General features: G+C 61.8%; 13 protein-coding genes. 6 read left to right on the top strand and 7 right to left on the bottom strand.

Translation table 11 applies throughout. The features are described 5' to 3' along the window. Window positions 1-63: 63 nt before the first annotated feature. Genes LB551_RS21290 through LB551_RS21280 form a run of 3 tightly spaced genes read right to left on the bottom strand, consistent with a single transcriptional unit; the run spans window position 64 to window position 2,759 of the window. The gene (locus LB551_RS21290; RefSeq protein WP_224660357.1) at window positions 64-507 is read right to left on the bottom strand and encodes a hypothetical protein; all 444 of its coding nucleotides are present in this window, start codon (window positions 505-507) and stop codon (window positions 64-66) included. A gap of 29 nt (window positions 508-536) precedes the next feature. After that, window positions 537-1,508, bottom strand: coding sequence for a YVTN family beta-propeller repeat protein (locus LB551_RS21285; protein ID WP_224660356.1), 972 nt, complete (start codon window positions 1,506-1,508; stop codon window positions 537-539). Window positions 1,509-1,529: 21 nt separating this feature from the next. Next, window positions 1,530-2,759 (bottom strand): ABC transporter substrate-binding protein, encoded by a 1,230-nt coding sequence (locus LB551_RS21280; RefSeq protein WP_224660355.1) that lies wholly within the window; start codon window positions 2,757-2,759, stop codon window positions 1,530-1,532. A 162-nt stretch (window positions 2,760-2,921) separates the two neighbouring features. Between LB551_RS21280 and LB551_RS29960 the strand changes: the two genes are divergently transcribed. The 5 genes from LB551_RS29960 to LB551_RS21260 are packed head-to-tail and all read left to right on the top strand — an operon-like array spanning window position 2,922 to window position 7,406. Then, entirely contained in the window at window positions 2,922-3,056 is a 135-nt protein-coding gene (locus LB551_RS29960; RefSeq protein ID WP_263495967.1) for a hypothetical protein, read from the top strand. Next, window positions 3,053-4,879, top strand: a complete 1,827-nt coding sequence (locus tag LB551_RS21275) for a (5-formylfuran-3-yl)methyl phosphate synthase (protein ID WP_318012746.1) — start codon at window positions 3,053-3,055, stop codon at window positions 4,877-4,879. Before LB551_RS29960 ends, LB551_RS21275 begins: the two co-directional genes overlap by 4 nt. 3 nt (window positions 4,880-4,882) lie before the next feature. Then, on the top strand, window positions 4,883-5,434 hold the full coding sequence (locus tag LB551_RS21270) for a flavoprotein (RefSeq protein WP_224660354.1): 552 nt from the start codon (window positions 4,883-4,885) through the stop codon (window positions 5,432-5,434). Continuing rightward, window positions 5,427-6,821 carry a DUF6513 domain-containing protein gene (locus LB551_RS21265; protein ID WP_224660353.1) on the top strand — a complete coding sequence of 465 codons (1,395 nt, stop codon included), beginning with the start codon at window positions 5,427-5,429 and terminating at the stop codon, window positions 6,819-6,821. The genes LB551_RS21270 and LB551_RS21265 overlap by 8 nt, the downstream gene beginning before the upstream one ends. Continuing rightward, window positions 6,822-7,406, top strand: a complete 585-nt coding sequence (locus LB551_RS21260; protein WP_224660352.1) for a DUF447 domain-containing protein — start codon at window positions 6,822-6,824, stop codon at window positions 7,404-7,406. Between the two features lie 20 nt (window positions 7,407-7,426). On the opposite strand, the gene LB551_RS21255 is transcribed toward LB551_RS21260, so the two are convergent. Then, entirely contained in the window at window positions 7,427-8,473 is a 1,047-nt protein-coding gene (locus LB551_RS21255) for a hydantoinase/oxoprolinase family protein (RefSeq protein WP_140552484.1), read from the bottom strand. Here LB551_RS21255 and LB551_RS21250 point away from each other — a divergent pair. Beyond that, window positions 8,423-9,214 (top strand): HisA/HisF-related TIM barrel protein, encoded by a 792-nt coding sequence (locus LB551_RS21250; protein ID WP_224660351.1) that lies wholly within the window; start codon window positions 8,423-8,425, stop codon window positions 9,212-9,214. The genes LB551_RS21255 and LB551_RS21250 overlap by 51 nt on opposite strands. Before the next feature lie 135 nt (window positions 9,215-9,349). On the opposite strand, the gene fae is transcribed toward LB551_RS21250, so the two are convergent. The 3 genes from fae to LB551_RS21235 all read right to left on the bottom strand — a co-directional run bounded on the left by fae (window position 9,350) and on the right by LB551_RS21235 (window position 11,827). Next, window positions 9,350-9,856 carry a formaldehyde-activating enzyme gene (fae, locus tag LB551_RS21245; protein ID WP_140552486.1) on the bottom strand — a complete coding sequence of 169 codons (507 nt, stop codon included), beginning with the start codon at window positions 9,854-9,856 and terminating at the stop codon, window positions 9,350-9,352. Between the two features lie 148 nt (window positions 9,857-10,004). Next, window positions 10,005-10,865: a triphosphoribosyl-dephospho-CoA synthase gene (locus LB551_RS21240; protein WP_140552487.1), complete on the bottom strand. Its 861-nt coding sequence runs from the start codon at window positions 10,863-10,865 to the stop codon at window positions 10,005-10,007. Between the two features lie 14 nt (window positions 10,866-10,879). Beyond that, window positions 10,880-11,827, bottom strand: coding sequence for a RimK family alpha-L-glutamate ligase (locus tag LB551_RS21235; RefSeq protein ID WP_224660349.1), 948 nt, complete (start codon window positions 11,825-11,827; stop codon window positions 10,880-10,882). Between the last annotated feature and the right edge of the window lie 15 nt (window positions 11,828-11,842).

The raw sequence follows: 11,842 nt of genomic DNA, 5'->3' as shown, positions 1-11,842 counted from the left end.
TCGCTCCTTCAGGACGCGTTGGCAGGACGCACTGCTATCTAGCGCGTCTGATTGCCTTTGGTCTCACTTGATCGTGATCTTGCCCTTCAGGCCCCTGTCGGCGAGGTCGGGAACCGACCAGGTATATTCGCCCGGGCGAACTGTGTGGAATTGCACCTGGATCGTTCCCGCGTCGTCGAATTCCAGCCAGGCCGGTCCGCCGTCCATATGCACCTCCAGATCGTCGATGACGATCTGGTCCATCCACACATTGCGGAACAGGTCCGTCACGAACTTGTATTCGAAACCGCCCTTGGAGGTGATCTTCCAGCGATAGCCTTGGCCGGCGATCAGTTCGAAATCCTTCTGATTGACGGCATAGGTGGAATCGGCCGAGCCGATAATCAATTCCGGCAGGTTCTTGCTGGCACGCGAGGGTTTTGGCGTTGCGTCATCCGCGCTTGCGCCGATCGGAGCAAAGACGAATCCGGCGAGCGCGGCGAAGATAAACCCATGGCGAAATTTCATGTCACGATCCTCCCCTAGATCAATGTCTGCTATTTGGGCGAAATGGCCACACCCCAAGGCTGCTGGCCCACGGTGAGCGATTGGACCGGCTCGTCGGTCGCCGTATCGATGAACGTGATGTCGTTGGAGTTGCCATTCGTGGTGATCAGCGTTTTCTGGTCGGGTGTGAAGGCCAGGTGCCAGACGCGTTGGCCGACGAGGATGTATTTCTCGACCTCGTAGGTGTCGGTATTGATCACGGCGACATGGTTCGCCGGGCCGAGCGCGACATAGGCTTTCTTGCCGTCGGCGCTGATGGCGATGCCTACCGGCTGGATGGTCTCAGCCCGCAGTCCCTGAATCGCGAACTGGATCTTCTTCACCACTTCGCGTTTGGCGTTATCGATGACGCTGACGGTGCCGCCGACCTCGGCGCTGACCCACACCTGCGAGCCGTCGGGCTTGAATTCGGCAAAGCGCGGGCGCGTGTCGACCAGCACGTTATCGGTTACATCGTGGGTGCCAGTGTCTATGAAATGCGCCATGCTGGTGGTTTCCGAGGTGTTGACCATGGTCTTGCCATCAGGGCTGATACCCATGCCTTCCGGTTCCACGCCGACTGGAATCTCCGCCATGACCTGCTTGCTCTCGACGTCGATGGCGGTGACGAGGTTGTCGTCCTCGTTGGCGACATAGAGTGTTTTGCCGTCAGGCGAGAGCACGAACAATTCGGGATCGGGGCCAGATGGCAGCGTGGCTACGATCTGCAGCGTCGCGGTGTCGATGATTTCGACCGTGTCGTCGTCGCTGGCGCATAGATAAACGAATTTGCCGTCATGCGAGATGGTGATGCCGCGTGGCCTCTGGCCGACCTCGACGGTCTTCACCACCTGCATGGTGGCCGTGTCGACGACCGTCATCGTGTTGTCCTTCTCGTTGGAAACGTATGCCGTATAGGCGGATGCCGGGCTGGCCGTGAGGCCGGCCGCGAGAATGGCGAATGCACAAGCTCGTGTCTGCACGCAAATTCCTCCCCTTTGGCCCTACTTGAGAACGCATTTTGTTTCCGGCTGATCGATACCAAGCGTATCGAGTTCGGAGAATTGGTGGAGATAGCCTTCCTGCGGCGATGTCGACACGACCGACTTGGTGTCGCCAAGCAGGATCGGCTGGCGAAGCTGGAGGTTCCATTTGCGGAAGGTGAGCTTCTGTCCTTTGAAGGCGGCAACCGAGAAATCTCCCGACCGCATGTAGTCGCTGATCTTTTTCGCATCGTCGCCTTTGGTGCGCGTGGTGGCTTCGCCGACGGCACGCACTGCCGTCCACGCCGACATGTCCTTGGAAAGCATCCGCCGGCCCGCCGTCTTCAGGAAGCGACTCTGCATCTGGATGCCGCCCCATTGCTCGCTGGCGGGATGCCACGACGATGCAACAAGCCCGGCCGTGCCGGCGACCAGCCGCGGCGTCCAGGTGCGGTAGGGCACGTAGGTGCCAAAAACCTGGCTTTCGTCGGCGACAAGCACAATGTCGTGCTCCGGCAGATCCTGCGTGAATACGGAAATCTGCTGCTGTATCTGCGTGGCGCCGGTATCGGTACGCCTGGCCGTGCCGGTGTCCTTGAATTCCTTCTCGGCGACGATCTGGCCACCAAAACGAGTTGCCGCACGGCGCAACGCGTCGGCGTAGAGATGGTCCTGCTCGTGCGAGCCGTAGAGCAGCACCCAATTCGGCCACTTCTTCACCATGAGATACTGCGCCAGCGCATCGGCAAGCATGCTGCGCGTCGGCGCGATATGAAAAACATTGATGCGGCAGTCCTCCTCGCGCAGGCTGTCGTCGGTGGCGCCGATGTTGAAGATCAGCACGCCCTTGTCGCGGGCGATATCGGCGATCGACAGCAATTGTTTGGCCGAGAGGTCCGCGACGACATAGTGGTCACCCTTGGCGATCAGGTCCTCGAATGCCTGGACCGCGTCGGCTTCGGGTTTGATCTCGGTCACGTCGAGGCTGAATTTCTGGTCGGTGAACTTTCCGGTCGTGTTGTTGTCACCGACTGCCACCTTGGCGCCGGCGACACCTTCGTCACGCGGCGGCAGGTCGAGCATGGAAAGCGTCAGTTGCGGCGCGTAGGCGCGCAAATAACCTATCTTGATTTCAGTGATTTTTTTTTCCGGCTTCGCCGCCGCTTCCTGGGCTATCGCGCCCGGAGCGTTGACGGTCAGGGAAAAAAAGCACAAAAAGGCGGCGAGAGTGCCCGGCACCGCGCTCGTCATCGATAGTAATTACCCATTCTTGCGCTGAGGTCCGACGGTTGTCGGGACCAGCGCCAAGTCAAGGTGCCCATGGTCAACTTAGCCGACCCGCGAAATTTATCAAACCCTATCGGACGACTTTTCGCGTCTGCCCAGGCTAGATGTCTTTTTGACAAATATGCCATGGCGGCTGAAAAGATTGCCATCTTCGATTTCGAGGTCGTTCGCAGCTATGTCATCCGCGACGTGCGTGAGAATCGCGCGGACCAAGAACAAAAAAGAATCTTGGCCTCCAAACTGGAGAAACTGTTCAAATGACCAGAATGCTGGCCAGCGTCACCGGTATCGAAGAGGCGGAGATCGTTCTTTCGGGCGGCGTCGACATCGTCGATCTGAAGGACCCGAAGGCGGGAGCGCTGGGCGCGGTATCCACCGAAACCATCCGCCGAACGATTTCGTTCATCGCGGGTCGGGCTCCGGTCAGCGCGGTCTGCGGCGACCTGCCGATGGAACCCGAAACGATCCGCGCCAAGGCTGAAGAGATCGCGGCGACCGGCGTGGATTATGTCAAGATTGGGTTTTTCCCATCGGCTGACATCTCCGCCTGCGCGGAGGCGCTGGAACCACTCGCCGCGCGAACGAAGCTGATCGCTGTGCTCTTTGCCGATCTGGCGCCGGATTTCGAGCTCCTGCCGGTGTTCGGCAGGCACCGCTTCCATGGCGTGATGGTCGATACCGCGCAAAAGGGCAACGGCCGGCTGCTGGACCATTTGCCACCGGAGCGCATTCCGGGATTCGTCGATCGAGCGAAGTCGCTCGGTCTGATGGTTGGCCTGAGCGGATCGCTCGAAGCCCCGGATATTCCACGCCTATTGCCTTTCGCTCCCGATTTCCTCGGCTTTCGCGGAGCGCTGTGTGGCCATGCCGGCCGCGCGGGTTCAATCAGCGCCGAGGCGGTCTCGCAGATTCGCGAATTGGTCCCGGCAGAGCCTGGGACAGGCGGTAAATCGAGCATCGACTATCGCCTGTTGGCAGCGAGAGGCTATTCGCCGGGCACTGATCCGACACTGGGCACGGACAGGATTTTCGTGCGGGATTTTGTTCTGCCGGTCCAGATCGGTGCGTACAGCTTCGAGCATGGTCATACTCAAAAGGTGCGCTTTGATGTGATCGCCGACGTGCTACAAGTCACCGACCATCCCGAGGACATGCGCCATGTGTTCTCCTACGACATCATCATGGATGGCATTCGCACCATCGTCGCGAGGGGACACATTCAGCTCAGCGAGGCTTTGGCCGAGCAAGTGGCGACGCACGTTCTGGAGAACCAGCGCGTCGTGCGCGTCACGGTAAGGGTGGAAAAACTCGAGCTCGGGCCTGGCGGTGTCGGCGTCGAGATCGAACGCAAGCGCCAAGCGGCAGGACGCGGTGTCGCCTCCGGCTCTGCGGGCAGAAAAGACCGAGGCAGTGTTTCCCGGTCGCGCCAGCAAGGCTCCGACGTCCTCGGGCGGGCCGTCGTCAAGCTTGGCGGCAGCACTGCCCATGCGGCGGAAATGACGAGCTGGATCGCGGCGCTGGCGGGTTCCAGGTTGCCGATCGTCATCGTGCCCGGCGGCGGCCTGTTTGCCGACCAGGTGCGCGAGACGCAGACCCGCATGGATTTTTCCGACACCGCCGCACATGCCATGGCGATCCTCGCCATGGAGCAGTTCGGTCAAGTCATCCTCGATCGGGACGAAAGACTGACGCCGGCACGGTCGCTGGAGGAGATTGTCCGAGCATTGGACGAAGGGAAGGTTCCGGTGTGGCTGCCGTCGTCACTTGCGCTGCCGGCACCGGACGTCCCGGCCTCTTGGGACATTACCTCCGATTCCCTGGCCGCGTGGCTTGCCGGGAAGCTTGGCGCGAACGCGCTGTTGCTTATCAAGCAGACCGATGCATTCTTCGACAACGATACCCCTGACAGCCTGAAGGCCAGGGGCATTGTCGACCCAGGCTTTGCCGCCATGCTGCCCGACGGCATCGATTTCCGTCTCGCCGGTCCGAAGGATGCCGCCGAGGCGGGCGCGCTACTCGCATCGGGCAAGCTGCCCGGCATCGCGATCGTGGCTTCGACCCGCTCGGCAAAGAAGGCAGGCTAGCCGATGGTGAAGCTGCACGTGCCGCGTTGGGCGTGGGTTTTGACGGGCTCTGGGCATTTTTTCACGGAGAGCTTCGCACTTGTTCGCCAACTCGAACATTGCGATGTCTTCGTGTCGAAGGCCGCCAATGAAGTGCTGCGCATGTACAAGCTCAAACTCGATTTTCCGGAGACGACGCGCGTGCTGCACGACAAGACGGCGAGCGCCATTCCCGTCGGCGAATTTTATCACGGCGTCTACCATACCGTCGTGGTGGCGCCTGCCTCGTCCAACACGGTTGCCAAATGCGTCTGGGGTATTTCCGACACGCTTGCCACCAACGTCTTTGCGCAAGCCGGAAAGTGCCGCGTGCCGATCATCGTCTTTGCCTGCGACACCGCGCCCGAACTCGAAACCATGGCACCGCATGGCCTGGTCAAAGTCTATCCGCGCAGGATCGACCTGGAAAACACCGAGCGGCTGAAGGAGTTCGAACGAACCCAGGTCGTCGAGTCGCTCGCGGACCTCAACGCGGCGGTTCATCAACGCCGGGCCGAGCTGTCCGGCCATGGCTGAGCGGCTGGTCTTTCTCACGGGACATCTGGCCAGGGCACGGCTGGAAAAGCTGCTATCCGGTCTGGGCGAGACGGAGTTTTCGTGGGAGGTGGTCGACATAGGTGTCAAGGTCGCCGCACTGATGACCGAAGACATCATAAAGCGGCGTCTCATCGCGCCCGACGCCGTTGACCGCTTTATCCTGCCAGGGCGCTATCGCGGCGATATCGAGCAATTGTCGAACCATTTCGGCGTGCCCTTTGCGCGCGGTCCTGACGAGATCGCGGACCTGCCGGCCTTTCTCGGCCGTGTCGGCGAGCCGCCGGATCTTACGCGTCACGATATGCGCATCTTCGCCGAGATCGTCGACGCGCCCATGCTGTCGATCGAAGCGCTCATGCTGCGGGCGGGGACGCTAGCTGCGGCCGGCGCCGATGTCATCGATCTTGGCTGCCTGCCTGAAACGCCATTTCCGTTGCTGTCGGAGGCCGTGCGCGAGCTCAAGGCACAGGGATTTCGGGTCAGCGTCGATTCGGCCAGCGCGGACGAACTGTCGATCGGTGCGCGCGCCGGCGCGGACTATCTTCTCAGCCTCGACGAGAACACGCTGCCGTTAATCTTCGGCCATGGGGCTACGGCGGTGTTGATCCCGTCCGCCCCCGGCGATCTGGATTCGCTTGGTCGCGCTATCGATGCGGCGCGAAGCGCTGGCATTCCCTTTATCGCGGACCCCGTGTTGGATCCGATCCACTTCGGCTTTTCCCAATCGATCGGCCGCTTCATCGAGGCGCGGCGCCGCTGGCCGGAGGCCGAATTGCTGATGGGCACCGGCAATCTCACCGAACTTACCGATGCCGACAGTTCCGGCGTTACGGCCGTTCTGACGGGGCTCTGCTCGGAACTCGGGATTCGAAACGTGCTAGCCGTGCATGTCAGCCCACACACGGTGCGGACGATCGAGGAGCACGATATTGCCCGCCGCATCATGTTTGCCGCCCGCAATGACGGTGCGCTGCCGCGCAGCTATCACCCAGGCTTGCTGCAGATCCACGATCGCAAGCCTTTCACGGCCTCGACCGATGATATCGCTGCGTTGGCGGCCGAGGTGCGCGACGCCAACTTCCGTATTGCTGCAGCGGAGGACGGCATCCATATTTTCAATGGAAAAACGCACGCGGTTGCTAAGGATGCCTTCGAATTCTTCGCCGGGCTTGGCGTGGAGAGCGACGGTGCGCATGCTTTTTATCTGGGCGCGGAACTGACGAAAGCCGAGATCGCGTGGCGCCTCGGCAAGCGCTATGTTCAGGACGAGCCGCTCACATGGGGCGTCGCCGCACCGGCTCTCGAAGCCGACCGTACCCGTCTTGCCGAACCGGGCGAGACGCTTCGCGCGAAGAGGGAGGGCTAGGTGCCTTACATTCGCGAGACAATCATCACCACTGTCGACAAGACAGGAAAGGTCCATATCGCGCCGATCGGCATAATCTCCGAAAAGGACGGCTGGGTCATCGCACCGTTTCGTCCCTCGGTTACGCTCGACAATCTGGCGGCGGTGCCGTTCGCCATCGCCAACTACACCGACAACGTGCGCGTCTTCGCTGGATGCCTGACCGGGCGCAAGGATTGGCCAACCGTTCCCGTTGAAGATTTTCTGGTCCCTCGGTTGGCGACTGCGCTGGCGCATTCGGTTCTCCAAGTCGAGAGCGTTGACGATGATGGCGTGCGCCCTCGCCATTTCTGCCGCGTGGTTCGAGAAGAAACGCATGCGCCCTTCACCGGCCTGAACCGTGCCAAGGCGGCTGTTCTGGAACTGGCCATCCTGGTCAGCCGGCTTGGCATGCTACCCCGCGACAAGATCGAGGCCGAGATCGGGTATCTTTCGATCTCTATCGAAAAGACAGCCGGCGCCGACGAACGGGAAGCCTGGGGTTGGCTGATGCAGCGTGTCAGCGATCACCTGGCCGTCAAAGGGTCCAGCAGCAAGGACGCATGAGCGTGACGACGCGAGCGCCGCTACGCTGCTTGTGATCGATATCCGGCCAGCAGCGCCACCGCCGATGCTGGTGCGGCGCGGCTGGCCTCGCCGCGAACAGCGTCATGGGCAGGGACGATGTCGGCGAAATCGACAAAGCGACGTTCCATGCGCTCGGCCAGCCGCCTGATCTGCCAGCGGCCCGTTCCGGCGCCGATGATCGGAACGTCTTGAGCAAGACCCCAGGCAACCAGGGATGCTGCGTCGTGGATTTTCCGCAATTGCTGCTCGCTGAACCAGCGTGCGACTTCACCCCATTCCGGCGGCGAAAGTTCTGCGGCGTCGCGCCCGACCATGCGCGCCAGTCGCGCGATTGAGCCGTGGACGGTCTTTTCCTTGCCGTCGGCGGAAGGGTGCATGTCGTCCTCCTCATCGAGCACGCCCAGGATCCGGTGCGCGTCGGCGATCGAGGCGAAATACTCGTTCATCAATGGCGTCAGTCTTCGATGGACAGGAGCAGACGAGGCTACGCCGAACAGGAATGTCCTGGTAAATCCCGTATAGACCAGTTCGCCAGTCAGAAGCCGTCCGGCATCGGTGTAGCCCTCATTGACGACGGCGCCATTCTTGATTGCGATAATGTCGGTGGTGGTGGAGCCCATATCGACGAACAGGGCATCGCCGGCCAGTTTTGCCACCAACGAGGCTGTCGCGTGCCAGTTGGCGGAGGCGACATCGGTGCTCAGCCGCGCTGCCTGCTCGACCTCGACAAAGCCGGATGATCCGGCATAGATCAGCTTTTCGCCTGTGGGAAAACGGTTGGAAATCTGACCCAGCAGCGTCGTCACGCCGATATCGCGGGATGCAAAGATGTCCGACAGTTCGCCCGTCATGGTGAACGCGTTGAGATCGGCTTCCGCATAGAGCGGGGCTGTTTCGTCGAGGGCCGAGGTCAGGCTGTGCAACCCTTGCCAAAGCGGCGTGGCGAGCGTTACCGCGCCGACGATGCGGCCGCCTTGCGCGCGCGTCACCTTCAGATGCGCGCCGCCAATGTCGAAGCCCGCAATGATGCTCTTTCTTTTTTCCACACTTCAAGCTTTCATGACAGCAGTTGGTCGGCGAGAAAAGCGTTGCGCATCATTCCGGTTCTCGACTTGAAAGGCGGCGAGGTGGTTCGCGCCCAGCAAGGAAAACGCGATCGCTACCGGCCGATCGTTACGCCGCTCAGCCGAAGTTCCGATGTCCTCGCCGTCGCCGAAGGGTTGCGCACGCTTTATCCCTTTTCGACCTTCTACATCGCCGATCTGGACGCCATCGAAGGCGGTACTCCAAACAGTGACGCACTTGCCCGGCTGAGGGCGATGACGCAGCCGCCCGAGCTCTGGGTCGATGCCGGCGCAGCAGACGGGAAAACGCTCTTGGCGGCGCTTGCTCAACGTTCCGTGTACCCCGTCCTGGGTTCCGAATCGCAGCAGGACGATATGCTGCTCCGGCATTTTCGCGATCATCCCGATCTCATCCTGTCCCTTGATTTCTTCGGTGATGATTTTTGCGGACCGCGTTCTCTTCTCGATGAGCCCGAGCTTTGGCCGCAAAAGGTGATCGTGATGACGCTGGCCAAAGTCGGTGCGGCCGCCGGCCCGGACTTCAGGCGGCTGGAGGAAGTCAAGGCCAAAGCAGGAGATCGCGCGGTCATCGCGGCCGGCGGCGTCCGCGATGACAACGATATCCACGCGTTGTCAGCGATGGGCATCGCCGCAGCGCTGGTCGCAACCTCACTGCACAACGCCACGCTCACACCCGGTCACCTGGCGTCGCTCGGCGCCTGATCATAGTTGCTCCTCACTCCCGAAAGGCGGGCGCCCTTCGGGAGTGTCGCTTCAAAAGCCCAGAACCTTTTTCAGCCGGCGCAACAGACCATCCGTTTCGGAAGATGGCTTTTCCTGTGCGGGGCTGTCTCTTGTCTAGGCCGCGAACGGATGCTTGACCTTGTCGCGCTGAGCGGTGGCTTCGGCGGCGGTCGGGGTTCCTGCGATAGCGCGCTGGATGGCCTCCTTCGTCGCCTCGTAGTTGTATTTCTGGATCTTGGCGTCGTCGGCCGCGTCCCAATGGATGAATACGCCGACGCAGATGAACACGTCGTCCGCTTCGTTGGCCGGAATGGTCCCGTCCGCGACGCTGTCCTGCACGGCCTTTGCAACGGCGTGCTGCGCCGGCCCGAACATCTGGACAGCCTGCTTGGCGCCCTTGATCGTGACCTTGTTGAACATCACCGTATTGGGCTTGCATTGAAGATTAGGCGCGATCACCGCCAAAAGCGAAGTAAAACCGTCCTTGTTGTTGGTGAGCGCGTTGCAAAATGCCGTTTCGACCGCACTGCCTCGCGGGCCGATGAGCAGGTCGACATGCGCGACTTCGTTGCCGTCCCCTACCAGCGATTCACCGACCATTACCTTCGAGATTTTTGCCATGCCAATTTCCTCCAAGACACAATTATGATGTCCACGGACGCTGCAACCGAGCAGGCGCTCGATGGACAGCTATCCTTGTTGGCAGCGCCCGGATTGCCCGGGCCGGTTGGCTAGATAGCCGCGGAAGCACAGCTCCCGCTTTTGGAAGTCAAGCACCAACGCCGCGATTATGCAAGCGAGCGCCCAGGGTGTGGACTAAAAGAGTAGCCACGGTCAGATCGGCCGAGGTGCCCGGGTTGACTTTGACCGCCTTCAGCCGGCGGTCGAACTCCATGAGCAGGCGAATGCGTGACGGCTCGTCGCCGTTGGCATGGAGCGCCGCCTGAACGGCAAGAGCGTCTTGTCGCACCTGATTTGCGACTTCAATTCCGTGATTGCGAACCACGTGACTGTCGGGGAAGCCTGCGACAAACGCCATATAGGCGAACACGGTCGGCCACATGCCGCTTTCTCCGCGCGCTAGCGCCCCTACCAGCGCCGCCAGCCCGACCCCGAACACGTCGCCGAAACAGGTGTCATACTGGCGTGCGATCATATCGCGGTCGGCAGCCTCCCGCATTGCTTCCAGGAGATGAACCTTCGGCTCCTGCCGCACATCATTGGCGGCGTCTCCCAGGCCGCCTGGCGCTGCCATGGCGATCGCCTCGAACACTGCCCTGGTATCGTCCATGCTCAACGCGCGCAGCAGCGAGTCGAGATTATCCTGCAAGCTGCCACTCCTCATTTCGGCGGCGCATATCAGAGGCCCCGCCAGGAGGATGATACCGAGATTTGTATTGGTCGCTACCGCCAGACGTGTCGCACGCACCGCCTCCAGCATGCGCTGCCCGGCCGAGAGGCGAGGATCGGTCAGCGGCTCGGACGAAACCTCGGCACTTATCATGAACTGAGCGGCGGACATGCCGTGTCCGTCGGCGAACAGGTGGACATTGCCCGGCTTCAGAGCTTCGATCTCCATCCTGCAGGCATCCTTGTAGCTAGCCCGGAGGCGTTCACGCGATAACGTCATCCTCCGCCGCTCCGTTACGAATTCGCCGGCGCGGTGAACCGGAAGGGGCGCGGCGCGGCGGTGGCTTCGGTGCGGTCGGCCAGGAATTTCAGCAGGGCATCGGCGATCGCTTCGGCGATGTTCACAGCGACCACCGATTGCAGCCCTGACCAGGCGGGCATGCTGTTCACCTCGAGCACGAACAAGCTGCCATCGTCGGCTCGCACAATGTCCACGCCAGCAAAATCCGCGCCGACGGCGGCCGACGCGGCGACAGCCAGCGCTGCCAGCTCAGCCTCGCCATGTCCCGAAACCGGCTCCGGCACGCCACCCCGGTTGACGTTCGTGATCCAGTCGTCGCTGCTGCGGCTCATCATCGCGACGGTTTCGCTGGCGCAGATAAAAACGCGAAAATCCCGGAAAGGCGGGCCGGCGCGCGACACATAATGCTGGAGATAGTAGACGCTGTTCACCTCGTCTGCGGCGGGAAGGTCGGAGAGCGTACGGATCAGCCTTATCCCGCGGCCTTGCGCCCCGAACAAGGGTTTCAGAACCAGCGGTCCCTCCGGAAGCTCCCGCGCCGCGATCTCCTTGGCGGCGGCAAGGCCTTCGACGGCGAACGTCGGCGGCGTTGGCAGGCCGGCATTTTTCAAGAGGAACGTCGTCATCGACTTGTCGACGCAGCGTTCGACCGCCTGCGCCGAATTCCACACGGGAACCGACAGCCGGCTCAGCGCGTGCAGCACCCCGAGGCGCCGGGTGATCGCCTCGAACGATCCGGCGGCGATCGAACGGACGAGCACGGCGTCGGGCAGCGCGCCGCCGAAACCGGGGATCGAAAGTCCGCTCGGGCTACCGGTGTCGAACGCGATTGCCGCCAGCGGCGCGGTAGCAACAATAGCGCCCCGTCGACTAAGCCTTGCCGCGAGGCCTCTGGAGCCGGTGTCCGAACTGTCACTGACGATCAGGATGCGAGGGATCATATGGCGCCTCGGACA

Source organism: Mesorhizobium sp. BR1-1-2, assembly GCF_020165435.1.
Classification (GTDB): domain Bacteria; phylum Pseudomonadota; class Alphaproteobacteria; order Rhizobiales; family Rhizobiaceae; genus Mesorhizobium.
The sequence above is the reverse complement of the archived record's forward strand: the minus strand, read 5'-3'. Positions and strand labels throughout refer to the sequence as shown.